General features: G+C 34.3%; 15 protein-coding genes and 1 riboswitch. Of the genes, 14 read left to right on the plus strand and 1 reads right to left on the minus strand.

The genetic code is table 11. The annotated features are described in order from the left end of the window. Window positions 1–70 precede the first annotated feature (70 nt). From J0J69_RS10495 to J0J69_RS10505, 3 genes are all read left to right on the plus strand, one after another. Window positions 71–1,252 (plus strand): DNA recombination protein RmuC, encoded by a 1,182-nt coding sequence (locus J0J69_RS10495; protein ID WP_055241298.1) that lies wholly within the window; start codon window positions 71–73, stop codon window positions 1,250–1,252. Between the two features lie 73 nt (window positions 1,253–1,325). Continuing rightward, window positions 1,326–1,427: riboswitch (SAM riboswitch) on the plus strand. A 470-nt stretch (window positions 1,428–1,897) separates the two neighbouring features. Next, complete coding sequence (gene metK / locus J0J69_RS10500) at window positions 1,898–3,088, plus strand: methionine adenosyltransferase (protein WP_055275982.1); 1,191 nt, start codon at window positions 1,898–1,900, stop codon at window positions 3,086–3,088. A 147-nt stretch (window positions 3,089–3,235) separates the two neighbouring features. Next, complete coding sequence (locus J0J69_RS10505; RefSeq protein ID WP_256637869.1) at window positions 3,236–4,126, plus strand: diacylglycerol/lipid kinase family protein; 891 nt, start codon at window positions 3,236–3,238, stop codon at window positions 4,124–4,126. Window positions 4,127–4,295: 169 nt separating this feature from the next. Here J0J69_RS10505 and J0J69_RS10510 read toward each other — a convergent pair whose 3' ends face one another. Further along, window positions 4,296–4,925: a VanZ family protein gene (locus J0J69_RS10510; RefSeq protein ID WP_212723575.1), complete on the minus strand. Its 630-nt coding sequence runs from the start codon at window positions 4,923–4,925 to the stop codon at window positions 4,296–4,298. 161 nt (window positions 4,926–5,086) lie between these two features. Here J0J69_RS10510 and J0J69_RS10515 point away from each other — a divergent pair, with 161 nt between their 5' ends. The 11 genes from J0J69_RS10515 to J0J69_RS10565 all read left to right on the plus strand — a co-directional run bounded on the left by J0J69_RS10515 (window position 5,087) and on the right by J0J69_RS10565 (window position 24,233). Then, on the plus strand, window positions 5,087–7,312 hold the full coding sequence (locus tag J0J69_RS10515) for an Ig-like domain-containing protein (protein ID WP_212726043.1): 2,226 nt from the start codon (window positions 5,087–5,089) through the stop codon (window positions 7,310–7,312). A 229-nt stretch (window positions 7,313–7,541) separates the two neighbouring features. Beyond that, window positions 7,542–7,907 (plus strand): hypothetical protein, encoded by a 366-nt coding sequence (locus tag J0J69_RS10520; RefSeq protein ID WP_055241288.1) that lies wholly within the window; start codon window positions 7,542–7,544, stop codon window positions 7,905–7,907. Between the two features lie 70 nt (window positions 7,908–7,977). Next, window positions 7,978–8,637 carry a B3/B4 domain-containing protein gene (locus J0J69_RS10525; protein WP_055275992.1) on the plus strand — a complete coding sequence of 220 codons (660 nt, stop codon included), beginning with the start codon at window positions 7,978–7,980 and terminating at the stop codon, window positions 8,635–8,637. Between the two features lie 103 nt (window positions 8,638–8,740). Continuing rightward, window positions 8,741–10,393, plus strand: a complete 1,653-nt coding sequence (locus J0J69_RS10530; RefSeq protein WP_055241284.1) for a glutamine--tRNA ligase/YqeY domain fusion protein — start codon at window positions 8,741–8,743, stop codon at window positions 10,391–10,393. Window positions 10,394–11,002: 609 nt separating this feature from the next. Further along, entirely contained in the window at window positions 11,003–13,222 is a 2,220-nt protein-coding gene (pcrA, locus tag J0J69_RS10535; RefSeq protein WP_068759327.1) for a DNA helicase PcrA, read from the plus strand. A 30-nt stretch (window positions 13,223–13,252) separates the two neighbouring features. Continuing rightward, on the plus strand, window positions 13,253–15,241 hold the full coding sequence (gene ligA, locus J0J69_RS10540; RefSeq protein ID WP_212724420.1) for an NAD-dependent DNA ligase LigA: 1,989 nt from the start codon (window positions 13,253–13,255) through the stop codon (window positions 15,239–15,241). 10 nt (window positions 15,242–15,251) lie between these two features. Then, window positions 15,252–16,439, plus strand: a complete 1,188-nt coding sequence (locus tag J0J69_RS10545; RefSeq protein WP_055275997.1) for a CamS family sex pheromone protein — start codon at window positions 15,252–15,254, stop codon at window positions 16,437–16,439. 24 nt (window positions 16,440–16,463) lie between these two features. Further along, window positions 16,464–18,344 (plus strand): sensor histidine kinase, encoded by a 1,881-nt coding sequence (locus J0J69_RS10550; RefSeq protein WP_212726042.1) that lies wholly within the window; start codon window positions 16,464–16,466, stop codon window positions 18,342–18,344. A gap of 25 nt (window positions 18,345–18,369) precedes the next feature. Beyond that, a complete protein-coding gene (gene uvrA / locus J0J69_RS10555; RefSeq protein ID WP_212726041.1) occupies window positions 18,370–21,204 on the plus strand; it encodes an excinuclease ABC subunit UvrA in 2,835 nt (944 codons plus the stop codon). 115 nt (window positions 21,205–21,319) lie between these two features. After that, window positions 21,320–22,650, plus strand: a protein-coding gene (locus J0J69_RS10560) for an IS3 family transposase (protein ID WP_370456843.1) whose coding sequence is annotated in 2 segments (ribosomal slippage) — window positions 21,320–21,721 and window positions 21,724–22,650 — 1,329 coding nt in all. Because the reading frame shifts where the segments join, the coding sequence is not laid out codon by codon here. 545 nt (window positions 22,651–23,195) lie between these two features. Then, window positions 23,196–24,233 (plus strand): 3D domain-containing protein, encoded by a 1,038-nt coding sequence (locus J0J69_RS10565; protein WP_237252705.1) that lies wholly within the window; start codon window positions 23,196–23,198, stop codon window positions 24,231–24,233. The last annotated feature ends 261 nt before the right edge of the window (window positions 24,234–24,494 follow it).

Genomic DNA, 24,494 nt, shown 5'->3' on the forward strand with positions numbered 1-24,494 from the left:
GATTAAATCTTCAAGCCTCTTTTTTTGTTCATTTATGGTAAAATAAAGAAGTGTTGAAAGAGGGGATGGTATGATAGGTGTATATTTATTATTAATCATGTTAATTGTTTTAGTGTTATTAGTACTAATCAGGCAGAATCCAAGTAGTGGAAGACGCCAACATTCATTACTTGAACAGCAAATTAAACAGGTGATTGATGAACAACAGCGAATGGAAAAAAGGTTGCAACAAACTAATTTTCAAATGTTAGATACCGTTGGACAAAATAATGAGCGAGTGCTCGATCGTTATGGCCAATTTGAGCGTACGATTCGTGGACAGTTACTTCAACATAGTACGGTGGTGACGGAACAGCTACAGCGTGATTTTGAAAAGTTAAATGAGCGCATGGAAGTGAATTTGATGCGTATTAATGATAAGGTGAATGAGCGTTTAGATCAGTCGTTTAATAAAACAAATGAGACGTTTCAGAGTATTTTAGTTCGATTAGCGAAGATAGATGAGGCGCAAAAGAAGATTGAAAGTTTATCAACAGATATTGTTTCATTGCAGACGTTGTTAACAGATAAGAAAAGCCGTGGAACATATGGGGAGGTTCAGTTGTATCAAATTTTGGCTTCAGTATTTGGAGAGAAAAATGACCGTTTGTATCAGACTCAATATAAGGTTTCAAATGGAACGATGGTTGATGCGATTTTATTTGCACCAGCCCCATTAGGAAATTTACCGATTGATTCGAAATTCCCATTGGAAAACTATCAGCGAATGATGGATCGTAACTTACCTGATGTAGAACGTAAAATTGCCACCAAGCAGTTTAAACAAGATGTGAAAAAGCATATTGATGATATTGCCATGAAGTATATTACACCGGAGGAAACATCGGATCAGGCGATTTTATTTTTGCCAGCAGAGGCCATTTTTGCAGAGATTAATGCTTACCATATTGATTTAATTGAATATGCTCAACAAAGACGAGTTTGGTTAGTTTCTCCAACAACTTTAATGTCGACTTTAACAACGATTCAAGTCATTATAAATAATCTTGAACGCGATCGTCATGCTTTAGTCATTCAACAAGAGTTAAATAAATTAGGAGATGAATTTAAGCGATATAAGGAACGTTGGGATAAATTAAGTAAACACATTGATACAGTTTCAAAAGATGTCAAAGAGATTCATATTACGACTGAAAAAATTGGAACTCGCTTTGATTCGATTTCAAATGTTGAATTAGATTTTAAAGAATAACCGTTAATAATTGACAAGTTACGAGTTTTTTCTTATAATGAATAATGAAATTAAAAATAAATATAATAATATACTCTTATTAAGAGCGATGGAGGCATAGGGGCCTATGAAGTCGCGGCAACCTCCTTGAATAGGAAGGTGCCGACCCAAGCGAGTTTAACTCGAGCAATAAGAGGGTTTGAATCAGTCATTCAAGTCCGCTTATAGCGGACTTTTTTTGTTAGCCTAAAGGGACAACTTCGGGGTTATCCACTCAAGTGCTAAGGAGTGATGAGCAGTAGTGAATCCGACCAGCCTTTGTGGTTTTACCGCATTAGATGAGCTATATGTAAGCTTATCTCTTTAAACAGAGTAAAAGTTAGATAAACTGTACACCGTAGGTGAAACTATAAGTTGTTCTTTCCATGTTATCCGCTAGTATGCTCATGATCTGAGCGGCCAGCGATAGATTATATGTACTAGTTTGTTAAAGAAAAAAGAATTACTTAGAAAAGGTGGATTATTTTTCTTAAATTGTCCATTATAGGTATGAATGATTGATTTTGTTAATGATTTTTAAATATTAACCGGCCCGAGCTATTATCTCTCGTCAGGAACTTAATAATATAGAGTATTTCTTAGTGTAATTAGAAGGAGGACATTAGTATGTCAGAACGTCGATTATTTACATCAGAATCTGTAACAGAAGGGCATCCAGATAAGATTGCAGATCAAATCTCAGATTCAATTTTAGATGCTATCTTAGCAAAAGATCCTATGGCACGCGTTGCTTGTGAAACGTCTGTGACAACAGGATTAGTCTTAGTATTTGGAGAAATTACTACTTCTTCATATGTTGATATCCAAAAGGTTGTTCGTGAAACAATTCGTGAAATTGGATATAACCGTGCGAAATATGGGTTTGATGCAGATACTTGTGCTGTGTTAACAGCTATTGATGAACAATCTGTAGATATTGCAATGGGGGTTGATCAAGCATTAGAAGCTCGTACAGGAATTATGACTGATGAGCAAATTGAAGCAATTGGTGCAGGGGATCAAGGATTAATGTTTGGTTTCGCCACAAATGAAACTGAAGAATATATGCCTTTACCAATCTCATTAGCACATAAATTATCTCGTCGTTTAACTGAAGTTCGTAAAAATGGAACCTTAGATTACTTACGTCCAGATGGTAAAACACAGGTAACAGTTGAATATGATGAGGCAGGAAAACCAGTTGCAATCGATACTGTTTTACTTTCAACACAACATTCACCAGAAGTAAGTCACGAACAAATCGAAGCAGATATTAAAAAACATGTCTTTGATGCAGTGTTACCACAAAACTTAGTAACAGAAAATACTCGCTACTTAGTTAATCCAACAGGACGCTTTGTCATTGGTGGACCACACGGAGATGCTGGATTAACAGGACGTAAAATTATCGTTGATACATACGGAGGATATGCACGTCATGGTGGTGGAGCATTCTCTGGAAAAGATGCAACTAAAGTAGACCGTTCAGCGGCTTATGCAGCTCGTTATGTTGCTAAAAACTTAGTTGCAGCGGGATATGCTGATAAAATTGAAATTCAATTATCATATGCCATCGGTGTTGCTCAGCCAACTTCAATCATGGTTGATACATTTGGAACAGGAAAAGTATCAAATGCCAAGATTGTAGAAGTTATTCGTCAAAACTTCGACTTACGTCCAGCAGGAATCATCCAAATGTTAGATTTACGTAAGCCGATTTATAAACAAACAGCTGCTTACGGACACTTTGGACGTACAGATGTTGATTTACCATGGGAACGTTTAGATAAAGTTGAAGCTTTAAAATCACAATTTTAATAAAATAAAAGCCTGGTTCTAATTTTTGAATCAGGCTTTTATTTGTGTACTTAGAATCTCTACAATCATAAACGACATTTTTTTTGACAATAGGTGATATAATATAATGTAAAATTAAAGTTTAAATTTTTGAAAGGAAGTGCCTCTGTGCGTAAGAAGTTATTACTTATTATTAATCCAACTTCAGGACGTGGGATAATAAAGGACTATTTATTACTGATTATTAGCCAATTGAGCTTAGCTGGATATGAGGTGGTCGTGTATCCCACTAAAGCTAAATATGATGCAGTGGAGAAAATGAAAGAGGCTAGAAATTATGATTTAGTCGTTGCAAGTGGAGGCGATGGAACCTTAAATGAAGTCATCACAGGGTTAATCCAAGCAAATGCGAATACACCAATTGCGTACATTCCAACTGGAACGACCAATGATTTTGCTACCACACTTGGAATTCCTAAAAATATCCCTAAAGCGTTAGATTTATGTATTCAAGGGAAACAGATGCCAATTGATATTGGACAGTTTGGTAGTCGATATTTTACTTATGTTGCTGCGTTTGGAGCCTTTACTGATGTCGCTTATGAGACGCCACAACCACGAAAAAATATGTTAGGCGGATTAGCCTACTTAATTGAGGGATTATTAAAGTTACCTACCATTCAATCGTATAAGTGTAAGATTACTCACCGTGATGGTGTGATTGAAGGGGATTATATTTTTGGAATGATTTCTAACTCAGATTCTGTCGCAGGTATAAAAAATGCATTTGGAAATCAGGCTGATTTAAGTGATGGTTTATTTGAAGTGACGTTAATTCGTGCTCCGAAAAATCTGATTGATATTCATCGAATCTTAAATGACTTTTTAAATACTCAATATGATTCAGAATATGTAGTGACATTTAAGACGGATCGTATGACTGTTGAGAGTGAGCAAGATGTTAAGTGGACATTAGATGGTGAAGATGGTGGGATTTTAAAAAGTGTTAATATTAGAAGTTTACAACGACGAGTACAAATTCTATCTTTAAAAATGTAGACATCAGCTATTCTTATAATTAGAAAGAACAGCTGGTGTTAAATGAAATGGATAGCACCTCTATAGTAGATGAAAAAAGTGATTCTATCTCTGATAAAGAATCACTTTAAATTCTATTATGGGGGTATTTTTATATCATTAGAAGGGTTAATATTATTAGTTTGGTTTGTTAATCGTCTAATGTAAAGGGGGTTCGTTCAATAATTGGTTTCTCTTTAGAATATTGCTGTTTTGAGTTATTGTTACTGAGATGTTTATTAATAAATTGGATCAAATTTACAATCACAAAGATAAAAAGACAGAAGGTCATGCCGGTCACTAGGCCTAAAACATCAATTTCAAAATCACTAATCTGTCCTGTTCTTCCCTCGACAAAGAGTTGATGGATTTCATCAGTAAAGGCAAAGAGTGATCCACAATAAAATGTAATTAAGAAGGCTTTATAGAAGTTAAAGGCGTAAGTAAAGACCCCCATTGAAAGTATCCCAAGTATCATATAAATCCCAAAATGTGCCCATTTACGAATGATAAAGCTCCAATTACTATAGGTAGAGAAGATAAAAGGATAAAGTTCTTCTAAGTTTAATTTATAAAGTACTTTAATAACAAATTGATCCCATTGACGTAAAAAGTTATTTAAGAATTCAAATTGACTGAGGAATAAATATAAACTATTTGAGAGGGAGCCAGACTCTCGACCGGTTTGAGCGGATAGGCTATAGATTAACTTCATAAAACAATAGATTGTCATCAGTCCAATCAAGAGAAATAATCCTTTCTTTAAATGTTCTCGTTTCATATCACACCTCCATCATTAAGATTTTAAGTATTATACAATATTTTCCTTTTGATTGCTAGAGCTTTTTTGTATAACGAAGTATGAATCTTATTTTAGGAGACATACTAAGAAATCAGATTTTTAATGAGTTTCATGTAATTTTTTATATAGGAGCTAGAAGGATGAAGAGATTATGTATATTAGTAGTGTGTTTGTTGTGCTTATTATCGGCACAAATAAAGATATTAGCAGATGATGATTTAGGTTCAGGTGATTATCAGGATTTTTCCACGGTAGAGAGTACTTTAGAAAAACTTCGATCTTATAATCCCAGTGGATTAGTTAATTATATACAAGTCGTTGATCAGTTATTTTCGATTCAATCTTTGTCTGATTTATTTAACCCGTATTATTACTACAGTATTAATACAAATATGAGTAATACAACAGAAACTACACGTACAAAGATTGTTAGTGCCTATTGTGATCCTTATTATTATGAAGTAGTGATGGCAAAGTCTGATGGAAGTTATGAACATGTTGCTTGTTTACAAACGTTTGAAGAAGCAAAGGAATTAAAGTCTAAGGTTCAAGGCTTGACGTTTGATGATGGAGTTTTAGTCGTTTTGAATGATGGCATGATTGTGATTTCGATGGACCCAACTATTGTTCAATTTAAAACGACGACTTGTGGAGCTAATCATAATTTAACGAATTCTGAAACACTAGATACGTATATTAATGCCTGTTATATTGATGAGGCCTTATTAGTTGATGAAACAAAAGAGGGGTTTAAAATTTATATGTCAGGTTATGATGGTTGGGTTGATCGTCATGCGGTGTATGATGCTTCGGCAAGTACTGAAACATGGGTCAGTATTATTCCGAGTAATCAAGTTCAAAATATTTCGTACTATACCAAAGAAGGTGAAGATCTCATTCATTATTTAGCACAAGATGTTCGAGATGCTTTAGCAAAGACACCTTTGATTATCGGTAAAGCACCGCACTGGATGGAAGAAGGAAAAAGTTATTATAGTTATGATGGGATTTATTTTTATGATGATTGGCAATCGATTTCAGTTGATGGGGTAGGAGCAATAAATAGTAGTGAACCCTTCTATAATTATTTTCAATACCTCCCGTATCGTTCAAAAACAAATTATACGTATGATGAGTTGAATACTTATTTAAATCAGTTAGGTTATACACAAAAGGCTGTTACTTATCCACCAACTGAAGGTGAGAGTCAGTTAGTAGATGAGGGAGAAAGCTTTTTAGAAGCCCAAGAATTATTTGGGATTAATGGGGGATTAGAGTTTTCAATGGCTTTACATGAAAGTGGTTATGGTCGAAGTAAGATTGCGATTGACAAGAATAATACGTTTGGGATGAATGCGACGGATCAAAATCCATATGGGAATGCCACACAGTTTACGAGTATCCGTAACGGTGTATTCTATCATGCAGAACGCTATGTATCTTGGGGATATACTGATGCTGTTTCGGATTTTAGATACTATGGTCCACACGTTGGGAATAAAGGAAGTGGGATGAATGTTAAATATGCCTCTGACCCTTACTGGGGTGAAAAAATTGCGGGGCATTACTATCGTATGGATAAAGCATTAGGTGGTAAGGATTATAATTATTATCAACTTGCGATTAAACAGAATAATCAAGTGATTCCTGTTCATTTGGATTCAGAGGGGAATCTTGCTTATTTAACTTCAAATCAACAACAAAGTACGGGCATTCGTAACTATCCTGTTTTAGTGTTAGCTCAAATGGAGGATCAGCTCAAAATTCAAAGTGATATGCCAATTTCAGAACAAGAAGTGATAGAATCTGATATAACGTATAATTTTGAGACGAGTGAGGCTTATGTTTCAAGAGATGATTTTATGTTATTAAATGAAGAGACATCTAATCGCCCGAACGAGGTGATCACGTATGTCACTCTTTCGGTAGGAGATGAAGTAGAATTGACTCAATTATTAGGGGGATCTCAATTAGAGTTATCCACACTCGAATTTGAAAGCACGGATGAGTCGATAGCAGTCATTAAACAAGATAAGCTTATTGCTAATTCATCGGGAATTACTCGAATTTTATCATCCAAAAATAGTGAGATTGATTTTGATGTCAGAGTCGTGATTCCAGTTGAAAAGCTAAAGATTAAAACAGAAGTGAGGTCATTGAAGGTAGGGGAATCTGTTACATTAGATTATGAACTTTTGCCATTAGATGCAAGTCATCAGAATGTTTTGTGGTTAAGTAGTGATGAAGGGGTGGCAACAGTTACACAAGGTGGTACGGTTCAAGGAATTGCTGAAGGAGAGGTTGTGATTTCGATTTTAAGTGATGATGGAGAGCGGATCGATCAAATTCGTTTAAAGATTAAATAGTAGAAGCAGGTTTTGTATAAGCCTTACAAACGATCTGTTATAATGAAATGAACATTTTGAGTCGAAGGAATTATACATGAATAAAGAAAATAGGATTAGTTTGTAGGCTATATCTTTACCATTCAAAAGCTTTAACGATAGAAGATTTAGAACACTTTATAGTGAAAGAATAAAAACTCAAAAAATGGTCAATGCTATTAGTAACTGTTAGTTGTCTGAGGTGATCAAAGTGGTTGTTAATTTATTCTTATTGCTATCGATATCCATTCTCTTATTATTTTTTATTAATCAACTACGTATCACTCAGATTTCACCAGAGCATCTATTTTCTTGGCTGAAGTGGTATGGACTATGTTTGATTGTTTATTATGTTTTATCTTCGAATCAATATTATTTTGAGCGAATGAATTATTTATTAGTAGATGTCGTGAACTTAAGCGTTCTAATTATCATTTCTTTTGGCATGATGATTTATGTTCATCAATACTGTATTGATAAAGAGAGAGAAAATAAATTAAAAGAATTGGCTATTGCTTACGCACTGTTGAAGAAGGAAGAACAGGATCGAGAAGCTGAATCTTTTAAAAAAGAATAAAAAGATAGTTTTAAACTATCTTTTTTAAATTGTATAATGGTAATTAAAGTTACATTATCGGAGGTTTTTTATGAAGAAGATTACACTTGATAAACAATTAAAGGAGAAAGTTCCTGGTTACTGTTTAGCCATCATGTCTTTTGATACAGAAGTGACACCAACACAGGAGTCATTAAAACAAGAGATGGAACAGCTAGAAAAAGAGATGATGGAACAATTAACGCTAGAGACGCTGTTAAAACAACCACGTATTGCGGCAGCTCGTGCCGGATATAAAGCATTAGGGAAGGATCCGTCACGTTATCGTCTATCAACAGAAGCTTTACTTCGTCGTTTAATTAAAGGTAATGGGCTTTACTTTGTTAATAATGCTGTGGATATTGGAAATGTTTTATCAGCTCGAACGCAACGTAGTGTGGCTGTATTAGATGAAGATAAGATTCAAGGAGATATTTTGATTCGTATTGGCCAGGATGAACCTTATGAAGGAATTGGTCGTGGAAATATTAATATTGAAAATATCCCAGTGTATTGTGACGAAGTAGGTCCATTTGGAACACCGACATCCGATACACCTCGAACTCGTATTACAGAAGAGACGAAAACTATTTTATTATTCATTACATCATTTAATGGGACGGATGGTTTATTACAAGATGTTGAATTAGCTAAAGACTTATTCTCAAGATTTGGTCAAATGACGAATTTTTCACTGGAAATAGTGGAATAATGTTACTATGTATTCTAGACTTGTGATATAATCTAAAAATAGATTTTTATATATTAAAGGCGCAATATTTGCATTAGTTTTGAATTTTAGCGAGGTGTTTTTTATGGAAATGGTCAATGAAAATTCAAACTTCATTAAGACGATTATGAAAGAAGACTTAGAGAGTGGTAAGCACAAAGAAATTATTACACGCTTCCCTCCAGAACCAAATGGTTATTTACATATTGGTCACGCGAAAGCCATTTTAACAAACTATTTATTAGCTAAAGAGTTCGGTGGAAAAATGAACCTTCGCTTTGACGATACGAATCCCGTTAAGGAAGATGAAGAATTTGTTCAAGGGATTATCAATGATATTAAATGGTTAGGTGTTGAATATAACGAATTATTATTCGCATCTGATACATTCGAGAAAATGTATGAGCATGCTGTTGAATTAATCAAAAAAGGTAAGGCATATGTTGATGATCAAACACCTGAGGAAATGCGTGAAAACCGCGGGACATTAACTCAACCTGGTGTTGAATCACCTTATCGTAATCGCTCTGTTGAAGAAAACTTAGAGTTATTCGAAAACATGCGTAAAGGTGTTTACAAAGATGGAGAAAAAGTATTACGTGCTAAAATCGATATGGCTTCTCCTAATATGAACTTACGTGACCCTGCATTATATCGTATTTTACATACAACTCACCATAATACAGGTGATAAATGGTGTATCTATCCAATGTACGACTATGCTCATCCATTAGAAGATGCATTTGAAGGAATTACTCACTCATTATGTTCATTAGAGTACGAAGATCACCGTCCACTATATGATTGGGTAATTGAAAACTGTGAAACAGAAGCAAAACCTCGCCAAATTGAATTCGCTCGCTTAAACATGAAGAATACAATCATGTCGAAACGTTATTTAAAACAATTAGTGGATGAAGGTGTTGTTGATGGATGGGATGACCCACGTATGCCAACGGTAGCGGGATTACGCCGTCGTGGTTATACACCAGAAGCAATTACAAACTTTATCCAAGAAGTTGGATTATCAAAAGCTGTAAGTACAGTTGATCCACAAATGTTAGAACACTTCATTCGTGAAGATTTAAAATTAAAAGCTCCTCGTACAATGGCTGTTTTACGTCCATTAAAAGTTGTTATTACTAACTATCCAGAAGGACAAGTTGAATATTTAGATGCTGAAATCAATCCAGAAGTGCCAGAAATGGGAACTCGTCAAATCCCGTTCTCTCGTGAAATCTATATTGAGCAAGAAGATTTCATGGAAAATCCAGTTCCGAAATACTTCCGCTTATTCCCTGGAAACGAAGTTCGTTTAAAACATGCTTACTTCATTAAATGTACTGATGTCATTAAAGATGAAGAAGGAAATATCGTTGAAATTCATGCAACATATGATCCAGAAACGAAATCAGGATCAGGATTTACAGGACGTAAAGTAAAAGGAACGATTCACTGGGTAGATGCAACACATAATATTCCAGCTGATTTCCATTTATATGAACCGTTATTAATTGAAAATGAAGAAACTGAAGGATTACCATTCTTAGAGCGTATCAATAAAAACTCTGAAGAAGTTGTTCAAGGATTCGTAGAAGAAAATATGAAAGATGTTCAAGCACATGACAAATTCCAATTCTTCCGTCACGGATACTTTAATGTTGATCCAAAGCGTACAAAAGATGGTAAGTTATCATTTAATCGTATTGTTTCATTAAAATCAAGCTTCCGTATCTAATTGATATAACTGCGTATATAACTAAAACTCGTAGATTAATGTGTTATATTAATCTGCGAGTTTTTTATGTTAAGAAGTAAATTAAGTTTTTTTGTAGTATTTTGATGAAGAAAAAGTAAAGTGCAAAAATTGCATAAGCTTACTTTATTTTTGCTAGACTAATAAATATGTCTGTTTTATGATAATATTCTCAAAAAATGGCTGATAACAAACGAATGTTTGTTTAATTTAGGCTATAAAATTGCTATAATAAAACAGATTGTATTTATCATTAGTAAAATTAAAAATGAGATAGATAAGTCTCAGTAAATTTTATGTATCACAAAATTTTTAGGGCCTAGCAGTTGAGGATTAATACTTCGAATGGCAGGGACCCACTGAGATTATAGGATGCCTTGAATGGCATGAGCTTTAAACATTTAGTTTGCAACAGTGAATGTAGAAAACATTTCTGTATATAAGTCCAGATGAGTTTTTTATAGTGTAAAAACTTTTATCTGGACTATAGGCTGCTTTAATATCAGAGCGGTTAATGAATTAAGATAGATACAAAATTGTAAAATATATTTCTGTATCTATATAGATGAAATTTTTTATAGAGGTGAGATGATGAGTCAATTATTAGATAAAATGAATCCCCAACAAAAGGAGGCTATTCTAACCACTGAAGGTCCATTATTAGTAATGGCGGGGGCAGGTTCAGGGAAGACACGTGTATTAACCCATCGTATTGCATATTTAATGTCTGAAAAGCAAGTATCGCCGTATAATATTCTTGCAATTACGTTTACAAATAAAGCTGCTCGCGAAATGAAAGAGCGTGTTGAAAAGTTAATTGGTGAGCGTGGAAAAGATGTTTGGATTTCAACGTTTCACTCAATGTGTGTTCGTATTTTAAGACGTGATATTGATTTAATTGGTTATGATTTGAATTTCGGTATTTTAGATGATGCCGATCAATTAAGTGTTATTAAGACAGTGATGGAAGACTTAAATTTAGATCCAAAACGTCAATCACCAAAATATTTTTTATCGCAAATTAGTAATGCTAAAAATGAACTGAAGACACCAAGTGATTTAAATAAAGAGTTTGAAAATGAAGATGTGATTCGTGTTTATGAAAAATATCAGCAAACATTATTTAAAAATAATCGTGTTGATTTTGATGACTTATTAATGCTAACAGTTCATTTATTTGAAAAACATCCTGAAGTTTTATCATTCTATCAAAATAAGTTCCAATATATTCACATCGATGAGTATCAAGATACGAACCATGCTCAGTATAAGATTGTTACATTATTAGCTGAGAAGTTCCGTAATATTTGTGTCGTTGGTGACTCGGATCAGTCTATTTATAGTTGGCGTGGAGCGAATATTGAAAATATTTTATCATTTGAAAGTGATTATCCAGATGCATCAGTTGTGTTATTAGAACAAAACTATCGTTCAAAACAAATGATTCTAAATGCTGCAAATGATGTGATTAAAAATAATAGTGGCCGTCGTGATAAGCAGTTATGGTCTGATCGTGGAGAAGGCGAAGCCATTGAATATCATCGTGCCTCTGATGGAGATGTTGAAGCAAATTATATTGCAGATAAGATTGCATATATGCGACGTGATGCTTATGATTATCATGATTTTGCTGTTTTGTATCGTACGAATTCTCAATCACGTGCGATTGAGCAGGCATTGCTCCGTCAAAATATTCCATATCGATTAGTTGGTGGACAGAGTTACTTTAAGCGTAAAGAGATTAAAGATTTAATGGCGTATTTACGTTTAATTTGTAATCCAGATGATGATTTATCGTTTGTTCGTGTCGTTAATGAACCAAAGCGTGGAATTGGAGCAGCCTCAATTGATAAATTATCACATTTTGCAGCGGAGTCAGAGTTATCACTGATGTCATCTATTCAAGATGCAACGGGTGTAGTTGCTAAAGCAACGTTAAATAAATTAATGGATTTCAAAACAATGATTTATATGCTTCGTGCACAAATTGAGGATCATTCGTTAGCAAGTTTTATTGATTTAGTGTTAAGTCAAACAGGATATTTAGAAATGTTAGAGAATGAAAATACGATTGAAGCAGACAGTCGAATTGATAACTTAGGTGAGTTTAAATCAATGGCTACGCAATTTGAAGATGTTGATTTAGATGAAATTTTAGCAGAAGAAGAAAGTGAAGAGCGTGCAGACGATCTTCCGACGATGACCAAGTTAATTATTTTATTAAATGACTTAATGTTACAAACTGATACAGAAACTGAAGAAGAAGCCAATGAGTCAAAAGTGACACTCATGACCATTCATGCGGCTAAAGGGTTAGAGTTCCCAGTTGTCTTTATTTGTGGATTTGAAGATGGAATCTTCCCACTTCGTTCAGCGATTGAACAAGGAGCGGATGATTTAGAAGAAGAACGTCGTTTAGCATATGTTGCGATTACTCGTGCAGAAGATCTTTTATTCATTACAAATGCACAAAGTCGCTATCAATACGGAATGCGTTCAGCCAATCCTGAGTCCATGTTCATTCGTGAAATTTCAGAAACCTATTTAAATAAGACAGGAATTGAATCACGTCCACGTCCTTCATTTACTTTAAAAGAAGCGATGGAATCAAAAGCACCAAAACGTCAGATTAAAACAGTTAGTTTAAATTCAGGATCGTCTTGGAATAGTGGAGATAAGGTCGAGCATGACACATTTGGTGAAGGTGTCGTCGTTGGAGTGAAAGGTGAAGTGATTTCAATTGCCTTTAGTGCTCCACATGGAATTAAGAAGTTAATGGGATCACATCCAGCATTAAAGAAACGTTCATAATGAAATGAGTGGTAAAAGGAGGATGTCGTTATGTCTAAACAACGTGTCGAAGAATTAACGAAGTTGTTAAATCAATACAATAAAGAATACTATGTGCTTGATAAGCCAAGCGTAAGTGATCGTGAGTATGATCGATTAATGCAAGAGTTAATAGAATTGGAAGCACAATATCCAGAATTAAAATCATCAACTTCTCCAACTGTTCGTGTTGGAGGAGCGATATTAGAAGGATTTAATAAAGTTCAACACGAAAAACCGATGCTTTCATTAGGGAATGCGTTTAATGAAGGTGATTTACGTGATTTTGATGCACGTATTCGAAAAGTATCACCTAATATTTCTTATGTATGTGAATTAAAAATTGATGGATTAGCTGTTACGTTACACTATCGTGATGGACAGTTTGTTAAAGGAGCAACGCGAGGAGATGGAGTGGTAGGAGAAGATATCTCTGAAAACTTAAAAACAATTCAAACGATTCCTCTACATATTCCATATAAAGATCCTCTAGAGGTACGTGGGGAAGTTTATATGTCAAAGGCAACACTTGATAAGTTAAATAAACAACGTGCTGAAAAAGGAGAAGAATTATTTGCGAATCCTCGTAATGCGGCAGCAGGATCATTACGTCAATTAGACTCTCGTATTGCAGCAAAACGTGAATTAGCGATGTTTTGCTATGCTGTCCCGAGTGCTGAAGAGTTAGGGTGTCAGACGCATGATGAGAGCTTACAAAAGATTGAAGAGTTAGGGTTTAATGTGAATCCTAACCGTGAAGTTTGTGACTCAATTGATGGCGTATTAGCTTATATTGAAAAGTGGTCAACTAATCGCTTTGATTTACCGTACGAAATTGATGGTATTGTGATTAAAGTCAATCAATTAAATGAACAACAAAAGTTAGGATCAACAGTGAAAAGTCCACGTTGGGCGATTGCGTATAAATTCCCAGCAGAAGAAGTGGAGACTATTCTGAAAGATATTATTTTTACTGTTGGTCGTACAGGAATGGTAACGCCTAATGCAGTATTAGAACCTGTTCGTGTTGCTGGAACACGTGTCAGTCGTGCGACGTTACATAATGAGGACTATGTTAAGGAGCGCGATATTCGTATTAATGACCGTGTCATTATTCGGAAAGCAGGAGAAATTATACCAGAGGTTGTTAAACCGGTTATTGATGCGCGTCATGGAGATGAAGCACCATTTGAAATGATTCAAGACTGTCCGCGTTGTGGTAGTGAGCTGATTCGTGAAGCAGGAGAGGCGGATTACTACTGTTTAAATATTGATTGTCCTGCACGTATTGTTGAGAGTTTATGTCATTTTGTTTCTCGTGATGCTATGAATATTGATGGTTTAGGTGTGAAAGTGGTTGAACAACTATATGATAACCAGTTAATTGAAAATGTAGCTGACATTTATAAATTACAAAAAGAACAACTATTACCTCTTGAACGTATGGGAGAGAAGAAGGTAACGAATTTATTAACTGCTATTGAAAATAGTAAACAGAATAGTTTAGAAAGATTATTATTTGGTTTAGGTGTTCGTCATGTTGGAAGTAAGACGGCAAAAGTATTAGCTGCTCATTTTGAAACGATTGATGCTTTAATGCAAGCAACGTTTGATGATTTCAAAGGAATTGCTGAAATTGGAGATGTAATTGCTAATAGTATTGTTCACTATTTCACGCAGGACGCTAATGTTCAATTAATTAATGAATTAAAAGCGTTAGGATTGAATATGAGTTATACAGGTGTTAAGGTTTCTACTGCTAATGAAGCAAATGAATTTTATGGAAAAACAGTTGTTTTAACAGGAACGTTAGCAACATTATCTCGTAAAGAAGCGGGTGTAAAATTAGAGGCTTTAGGTGCTAAAGTTTCAGGAAGTGTGAGTGCTAAAACGGATTTCTTGGTTGCTGGAGAAAAGAGTGGATCAAAACTTAAAAAAGCACAAGAACTTGGTGTGACAGTGATTGATGAAGAAATGATGTTAAAAATGCTTGGTGAATAGGAGGGTTTCAATGAAGCGTATTTATGTGTTGATGGTTAGCTTTCTATGCAGTTTAGTGGTGTTAATAGGGTGTTCTGCTCCTCCTGTACCACCTGTTCAAGAAAATACGACTGAAGAAGAAATGTTAACAAAGCAGTTGTTATCAAATGAAGCAACAAGTGAGTATTATCGTACGATGCTTCCTTATAAGACGAGTCCAACGCGTGGATTAGTTTATTCAAGATATTCAAAAATGAAGAACCGTTATGATATTGATACGTTTGATTTAGCCTTAATGCGTGAATCTCAATCTTATTTTGATCCAAAAGAGGTTTACTTCCAAGAAGGGCAAATTTTAACGAAGCCAATTGTTCAACAGCTATTGGCAAAGAAGATGACGGCAGTTGAGTTAGAAAAAGAATTGGAATTAGATCCAGACTATGTGGATATTGGTTTAAATCCAGCCAACGATGAAATCATTAATATCGACGGGATAGATGTTAATCCAGTCTATCTAGCTTATTTATTAGAACAAAACTATGTGGTTCAAAGTGAAGATGAGACAGTTCTAGAAGGGGTAACCATAGGGTTGGCATTGAATCCATATCAAACATGGAAAAATGAGTTGGGATATGATCAAACGATTGTCTTGGATGAGAATACATTAATTGAAAAGGGAAAAGAGATTGCTCAACGTGTGATTGATATTTTAAGAACACAAGAGCAATTTGAAACCGTTCCAATTATGATTGGATTATATATTGTGCAAGAAGAAAGTGCCGTGACTCCAGGACATATGGTAGCCAAAACATTGGTTGGGGAAAAAAATTCACAAATTAAGAATTGGGAAAAAGTTAATGAGAAGTATTATTTATTGCCAGATAACAATACATTAGCTTTTGATTCAAATTTATCAAACCAATTTAGTGCCTTTAAGCAAGTGATTAAAGAATATTATCCACATTATTATGGAATTATCGGGATTGCTCATTTTATGGATGATAAGTTAACAAATTTAGAAATTACGGTAAATATCGATTTTTATGGGTTAGCTGAAAAGCTATCTTTCCACCAATTGTTAGCACAGTTAATTCCAGAATCATTTTCACCTGAATATAATATTGATGTTGTTATTCGTTCAAGTGAAGAAATTTATGGTGTTTTAAAGCGTCCAGCTAATGAAAGAGAAGTTACTTTAAAATTAACAAGTTGGGAATAGGAAGTTATACGGGAAGAGGATGAAATGAAAAGATTATTTTGGCGTTTAACCATGATGTTTTGGACTATATTTTGTGTTGTAATACTCTCGTTTGCTTTAACTTTTTATTTGAATTATGAAAAGAATTATTCTCAACGACTTTTTGAGATTGATCAAGATGTAAATCGTATTGGAATGGAAATGGATGCTAATACTAGAGAATATATCCGATTAGTAAAATCTGAAGAGTATAAATTATTAAAGATTCTTAAAGAAAACTTACAGTTGATTGAATCATTAAATAATGATGATATTGAACGTTTAATTGATGAACTTGGAGTTGGTGCTTCAATCCCGCTACAAGAAGATAGAGCCTTCTATCTTGCATACTTAAAAACAATAGACATCATCAATGATACCTTGGATCAAACTAAGAAACTTTATCGAGAAGATTATAAGATTATCGATTTTAAATTTATTCCATTCTATTGTCATGAATGTAACAGGGAGAGGTTACAGCAAAAATTAAACACATTAGATATAGTTAAGATGGACGAAAATTTATATCTTGTAAATGAGGAAGATGGTCAAAATACTACTTGGTCAGTCTATCAACTAGTACAATACAACGATCAAATATTAGGGTATATTCGTTTTTCTTACGAGACTTTAACATCAGAACAATTCGTTTCTCAAGAAGAGCGTTTTACTCGAAGTTTGTACTATATAGGTAATCATTTATATAATGAAAATAATCTCCCTTTTGAGATTCAGCAAAAGTTAGAGAGTGCAGATTTTGAGCAAGCTTCTCAAATTTTGAAAGATGAAGGATATTATATTAATCGGTATATTTCTGAGAATAATAATGTAAAAATGATTTACTATCAACTGAATCGCTCTTTAACTTGGTCAGTCCTTGAAGAGACGATTAGTTTATTTGAATTTAGTACCATTCTATTGATTTTTTTATTTTTACTTGTTTCTTATATCTTATTTGTGGTCATTATTAGACCTTGTTATTTGTTGATTGAGTATGTAAAACGTTGTGGAGAAGGAGATTACACTGTACCACGTAATCTAAGTTCAATTTGGAAACCTTCATTTTTGATGGTGCGAAATGCTTATTTAGAAAATGAGCGGTTATTAAATGTAAAAGATAAACAGAGCCAAGAATTAGAATTTGCTTGGAAGCGTGCACTTGTAGCAAGCCAGGCTAAAACTCTCTTTTTAGCTAAGGTTTCACATGAGTTAAAGACACCATTAAACGCAATAAAAGGATACATTCAACTTTTAAAGCTAAGTATTGATCAACCTAAACAAAGAAAGCAATTAGAGATTATTGAATACTCGAGTGATTTATTGTTAAGGCATGTTAATGAGTTATTAGATTTCTCAATGATTGAAGATGGGAAAGTTAAATTAGGTATTGAGAAGATTGATATTTTCCAAACTGCTGATAAAGTTGAAGAGTTATTTCTTGTTGAAGCGGCCAATAAAGGGATTGATTTTAATCTTATTGTAGATGGAAAAATTCCTCATGAATTATATGGTGATGAGGGTCGTATTAAGCAGATTATTATTAATCTAGTTTCAAATGCGATTAAATTTACTGAAAGTGGAGAAATTAGAGTTATCTTTGAATTAGATTATCAAAACGAAACAGATGCTTATTTAAGTATTAAAGTTCAAGATACAGGTAAGGGGATTGCATCCCATAAGTTAGAATCTATTTTTGAGGCATTTACGCAGGAAAATAATACGATTTCAAGACGTTTTGGAGGAACAGGATTAGGGCTTAGTATTTCTAAACGTTTAGCTGAAGCAATGGGTGGGAGATTAACAGTAGAAAGTGTAGTCGATGTCGGATCGACATTTACATTATTTTTACCATTTTCAAAATATTTAGCTGAAGAAGATGAATCTTAACTCAGAAGTCATGAGGTGAATTAAAATGAACGATAAAATTATCGTGAAAGGTGCAAGAGAACAGAACTTGAAAAATATTGATGTTGAAATTCCACGAAATCAATTAGTTGTTTTGACAGGATTATCAGGTTCAGGGAAGTCATCACTTGCTTTTGAAACAATTTATGCGGAAGGGCAACGACGTTATGTAGAAAGTTTATCAGCCTATGCCCGTCAGTTTTTAGGGAATATGGAGAAACCAGATGTCGACTCGATTGAAGGATTATCTCCAGCTATTTCAATTGATCAAAAAACAACTAATCGTAATCCACGTTCAACGGTTGGAACTGTAACTGAAATTTACGATTACTTACGTTTATTATTTGCTCGAATAGGGAAGCCTGTGTGTCCTGTACATGGGATTGAAATTCAGGCACAATCAGTTGAACAGATGGTTGATCGCTTGTATCAATATCCTGAGCGTACACGTATGCAAATTTTAGCTCCAATGATTGTTGGAAAAAAAGGAACACATGCCAAAGTATTTGAGCAGTTAAAGAAAGATGGATATGTACGTGTTCGAGTCGATGGTGAGATGCTCGATCTAGATGAGGAAATAAATTTAAATAAGAACAAAAAGCATACGATTGAAGTAATCGTTGACCGTATTGCATTAAAACCAGATGCAAGTGCAAGGATAGCTGATTCACTTGAAACAGCTTTAAAACTTGGAAGTGGAAAAGTACTGGTTGATGTAATTGGTGAAGAAGAGTTAATCTTTAGTGAACATTTTTCTTGTCCATATTGCGATTTCTCAGTTGGAGAGTTAGAGCCACGTATGTTTTCATTTAATTCACCATTTGGGGCTTGTTCTGAATGTGGTGGATTAGGTGTCCAAAAGAAAATTGATGTTGACTTATTAATTCCCGATCCAAAGCTATCAATTGCACAGGGTGCTATTCGTGGATGGGAAAAAGAAGAGAATTATAGTCGAAAATTATTAGATACTGTTTGTCGACATTATAGTATTGATTTAGATAAACCATTCGAGCAATTAACAGATAAAGAGAAGAATATTATCTTATATGGAACAAATGAACCTATTCATTTTCAGCTACAGTCTGAAAGTGGAATTAAACAAGAAAAAGTCGATACGTATGAAGGAGTTATTAACAACTTAGAGAGACGTTATATGGAGACAAGCTCTTCGTTTATGCGTGAATGGATTGAAGGTTTTATGTCCGATTTAACATGTAACAAATGTCATGGAAAACGTCTTTCTGAACAAGCTTTATCTGTTTTGATTGATGGAAAGAATATTAATGATTTTACTGATTTATCTATTCAAGAAGCATTAGAGTTTATTGAAAACTTAAATTTAAGTGAAAAAGATAAAGTAATTGCAAATTTAATCTTAAAGGAAATTAAAGAGCGTCTAAGTTTTTTAGTTAATGTAGGGTTAGATTACTTAACCTTAAATCGTTCGGCAGGTTCGCTTTCAGGTGGAGAAGCACAGCGTATCCGATTGGCTACTCAAATTGGGTCACGTTTATCAGGTGTCTTGTATGTTTTAGATGAACCTTCAATTGGATTACATCAACGTGATAATGACCGCTTAATTGAAACACTTAAATCAATGCGAGATTTAGGAAATACATTGATTGTTGTGGAGCATGATGAGGATACGATGATGGCTTGCGATTATTTAATTGATATTGGCCCGGGTGCTGGTATACATGGTGGTCAAATTGTGGCACAAGGAACACCAGAAGAAGTGATGCAAAATGAAAACTCGATTACTGGTCAATATTTAAGTGGAAAGAAACAAATCTACTTACCGAAAGAACGACGAAAAGGAAATGGTAACTTTATTGAAGTTAAGGGAGCTAAAGAAAATAACTTAAAGAATGTGAATTTATCTATTCCAATGGGTGTGATGAATGTTGTAACTGGAGTTTCAGGTTCGGGGAAATCAACGTTGATTAATGATATTTTATATCGTTCAATTGCTTCGAAACTTTATCGTACAAAAGATAAGCCAGGACAACATAAAGAGTTAAAGGGAATGGAGTATATTGAGAAAATTATCGATATTGACCAATCACCAATTGGTCGTACACCACGTTCAAATCCTGCCACATATACTGGTGTGTTTGATGATATTCGAGATTTATTTGCTTCAACAAATGAAGCGAAGGTTCGTGGGTATCAAAAAGGTCGATTTTCGTTTAATGTTAAAGGTGGACGTTGTGAGTCTTGTCGAGGAGATGGAGTGTTAAAGATTGAAATGCACTTCTTACCGGATGTCTATGTTCCGTGCGAAGTTTGTCATGGAAAGCGATATAATCGCGAAACATTAATGGTCACATATCGTGGTAAAAATATTGCTGATGTTTTAGACATGACCGTGGAAGATGCTTATGAATTCTTTGAACATCACCCTAAAATTGCACGTAAATTAAAAACATTATGTGATGTAGGGCTTGGGTATTTAAAATTAGGTCAACCAGCGTCAACGCTATCTGGAGGAGAGGCACAGCGTGTTAAATTAGCTTCAGAATTACATCGACGTATTACGGATAAAACTGTTTATATTTTAGATGAGCCAACGACTGGTTTACATATTGAAGATGTTAAACGATTGTTAAAAGTTCTAAATCGTATGGTTGAAGAAGGAGCAACAATCATCATTATTGAGCATAATTTAGATGTGATTAAAATGGCAGATTATATTATTGATTTAGGACCTGAAGGTGGAACACGCGGAGGAACAATTGTTGCGAAGGGAACACCTGAGGAAGTTGCTAATGTAGAAGGTTCTTATACAGGAAAGTATTTAAATAAAATTTTAACTCGCGATCGAAAGCGTCAGATGAACTAATAAAAACCCTATCTATTAAATAAAATGTACCCTAGAGAGTAGACAGATAAAAAAAGTCTACCCTCTAGGGTCTTTTTGGTATAATATAAACTATTAGATTTTGGGAGGATTTTAGATGAGCAAGAAGTTATTTACACCACAAGAGATTGAACAACTCAAACAAAATGAATATGTTAAGTCAGTGTCTGAAAAAGGGATTACTTATACGAAAGAATTTAAGGAGAACTTTATTATGATGAGCGAGAAAGGAAAGTTTCCACGAGAGATATTCGAATACTATGGATTTAATGTTGCGATGCTTGGCATGCAGCGTGTGAATTCTGCAGCTAAACGTTGGAAACAAGCCTTTAAAACTCAGGGGCCATTAGGATTGGATGATAGTCGTACCAAGAATTCTGGAAGGCCTCTAAAACGAGAGTTAACGATAGAAGAACAATTATTACGTACGCAAGCTGAATTAGAAGTTTTAAAGATTGAGAACGAATTATTAAAAAAGTTGAGACTCATGAGAAAAATGCTCGAATAGTCTCTAAAGAAGTAAAGTTTCAAATGATTCATCAAGTAGTGAGTCAGACATCAACTAAATTTAACTCTTTAATTTCTCATTTATGCGATAGTCTTGGTGTTTCAAGATCAGGTTATTATCGTTATTTTTCGTCATGTGCTGAAGAAGCACGTTTAAAGCGATTAAAAGAGGAACAACAACGTTTAGAAGTTATTCAACAGGCCATTCATTTCAAGGGACGAAAAAACAAGGGAATTCGCCAAGTAGCGATGGTTCTTAAAGGAGAATTCAACATCGCCTTTAACCTAAAATCTATTCATCGAATCATGAAAAAATATGGATTATTGAGTCAAGTTCGTCGCAGCAATCCCTATCGTAAACTCGCTAAAGCGACGCAAGCACATCGCGTCTGTCCAAATCTTGTTAACCGTCAATTTAGGCCATCAGAACCTTACAAAGTTCTATTAACCGATATCACTTATTTAAAATATGGAAAGGGTCAGACTGCCTATCTCTCGACCATTTTAGATAGTGCAACGAATGAAGTTTTAGCTTTTCAATTAAGTGATAATTTAAAGATAGATTTTGTTCTCCAAACACTGAACCAACTTGAAGAAAATCCGACTGTCCAATTAACGAAAGAAACGATTATTCACTCCGATCAGGGAGTGCACTATACGAGTCCACAATTTTCGAATCAATTAAAGGAATTGGGAATTCAACAATCGATGTCTAGAAAGGGTAATTGTTGGGATAACGCTCCACAAGAATCATTTTTTGGGCATCTAAAAGATGAAGCAGATATAACAAATCAACTGACATTTGATGATTTACTCATTGAAATTGAAGATTATATGGATTACCATAACAACTTTAGATATCAATGGAATTTAAATAAGCTGACTCCTGTAGGATACAGAAATCAGCTTCAAGTTGCTTAGTTTTTTTTCTTTGTCCTTGACAAAGGGTACAGATTAAAATAGATAGGGTTTTTATTAGTTTATAGAAATACTCAATTACTAGATAGGGGTAGTCATTTTTTATATTGTAACAAATGTTACTGCTTCTATAGTTATTCTGTATTCATACTTTAATTATGACGGGATTGATATCAATCATTTATCAATGTATAAAAGCTTGAATATTTAATTATATCTTGAACAAGTAATCCATATAATTTGGGAGATTTTCATTGTATAAGGATATATGTTTTAATACCATAATATAGAGCTAATAGAAGGATCTAGTTTTTTCTTGATTTGACAAACTTGTTTAACAAAATAAGGGAAAATAGCGAAAAACGAACAAATTGTGTTTTTTTGCCTTAAAAATATGTTCTTTATGTATAAAAAATGTATTAAACTGAACTTTAGACTGGCTTGGCGGTTGACCTTCTTTTTGCCCACGTGCTATGATAAGCACGTCGTAAGCTCACTCTAGAAAGATTACTTGCTTGTTTATCGGACGTAAAGAAGGAGGTGAACTGTTGCTAAAAGGCTCACCCCCATATGAATGGTATGGTAGTTATTTTAGGCAACAGGCGCATGAGATGAAACGAGATCTAATTGCATTTATTATGTCATTATGCGTAATTGTAGTTGGAATCTACGCTGTCATGCAATCCAACTTGAAGGAAGTAAACATCAATGATAATGGAGAGCTGAATACATTCACCACATATCAGCAAACGGTGGATGGCTTGCTTAAAGAGCAAGGAATAAGAGTTGGAAATTTCGATGATATGAATGTAAGTTTTGACGATCAAGTCTACGATGGAATGGACATCGAGATTAATCGTGCACAATCCGTAGTTATTAATGATGGCGGAATCAAAACTTTAGTCATGACAACAGAATCAACAGTAGACGATGTATTAAAACAACGTAGTATTGAACTAAGTTCAAATGATGAGATTTCAGTCGCTAAAACTTCTTTAGTTGAAGGAGATATGGAGATTGAAATTACACGTGTAGAAAAAGCATACGAATCAGTGTTTGAAGAAATAAATTTAGATACAGAGTATGTTTACACAGACGACATTCCACAAGGGGAACAAGAAGTATGGAATGAAGGTTCGCCAAAAGTAGTCGAACACGTCATCGAAAAGGTTTATAAGAATGGAGAACAGGTCGAAGAAACTGAAGTAAAGGCGAATGTAGTTGACGAAGGTCAAACTAAAACGATTGCAATTGGAACGGGTCCAATTACATCTTTCGTTGCTAATATGACTGCATATGATACAAACTGTGCAGGATGTGGAACACGAGTTGCGTGTAAACCATACCCAGATATTAGCTCAACCATTTACTATAATGATAGTACATATGGTTCAGTTCGTATTGTTGCCGCTGGACAAGATTATCCATGTGGAACAATTGTAGATATTGATGGTATTGGTAAAGCGATTGTTTTAGATCGCGGAAGTGCCATTACTGGAAATGATTTAGATTTACTGGTCAACACAAATCCATGGGATTTTGGCCGAAAGTACAAACAAACTAAAGTCCTCAGATTGGGCTGGTAATCTTTCGTTTACGGAGCGTAGTAGCCGTTTAAATTTTATATGCTTATAGAGGGATGGACAGTTAGTGAAAGTTCTTACGACAATCAATAATTTAGGTCATTAGCTGAAGCTATAAAAGGTGAATACGTGTTTTCGTAAATATTCTGAAAAAGTCCGCTGACTTTAACGACGATCGGTTAAAGTTAGCGGGCTTTTTTATATATATAAGTCCAGATAAGTTTTTCAGATCATAAAAACTTTTATCTGGACTATAGGATGCTT

This window comes from Turicibacter bilis (assembly GCF_024499055.1).
In the GTDB taxonomy this organism is placed as follows: domain Bacteria; phylum Bacillota_I; class Bacilli_A; order MOL361; family Turicibacteraceae; genus Turicibacter; species Turicibacter bilis.

Bases quoted from the DNA above. Each gene is read 5' to 3' on its own strand.
- J0J69_RS10495 (WP_055241298.1), top strand. From the start codon at position 71: ATGATAGGTGTATATTTATTATTAATCATGTTAATTGTTTTAGTGTTA.
- metK (WP_055275982.1), top strand. From the start codon at position 1,898: ATGTCAGAACGTCGATTATTTACATCAGAATCTGTAACAGAAGGGCAT.
- J0J69_RS10510 (WP_212723575.1), bottom strand. From the start codon at position 4,925: ATGAAACGAGAACATTTAAAGAAAGGATTATTTCTCTTGATTGGACTG.
- J0J69_RS10515 (WP_212726043.1), top strand. From the start codon at position 5,087: ATGAAGAGATTATGTATATTAGTAGTGTGTTTGTTGTGCTTATTATCG.
- J0J69_RS10525 (WP_055275992.1), top strand. From the start codon at position 7,978: ATGAAGAAGATTACACTTGATAAACAATTAAAGGAGAAAGTTCCTGGT.
- J0J69_RS10530 (WP_055241284.1), top strand. From the start codon at position 8,741: ATGGAAATGGTCAATGAAAATTCAAACTTCATTAAGACGATTATGAAA.
- pcrA (WP_068759327.1), top strand. From the start codon at position 11,003: ATGAGTCAATTATTAGATAAAATGAATCCCCAACAAAAGGAGGCTATT.
- ligA (WP_212724420.1), top strand. From the start codon at position 13,253: ATGTCTAAACAACGTGTCGAAGAATTAACGAAGTTGTTAAATCAATAC.
- J0J69_RS10545 (WP_055275997.1), top strand. From the start codon at position 15,252: ATGAAGCGTATTTATGTGTTGATGGTTAGCTTTCTATGCAGTTTAGTG.
- J0J69_RS10550 (WP_212726042.1), top strand. From the start codon at position 16,464: ATGAAAAGATTATTTTGGCGTTTAACCATGATGTTTTGGACTATATTT.
- uvrA (WP_212726041.1), top strand. From the start codon at position 18,370: ATGAACGATAAAATTATCGTGAAAGGTGCAAGAGAACAGAACTTGAAA.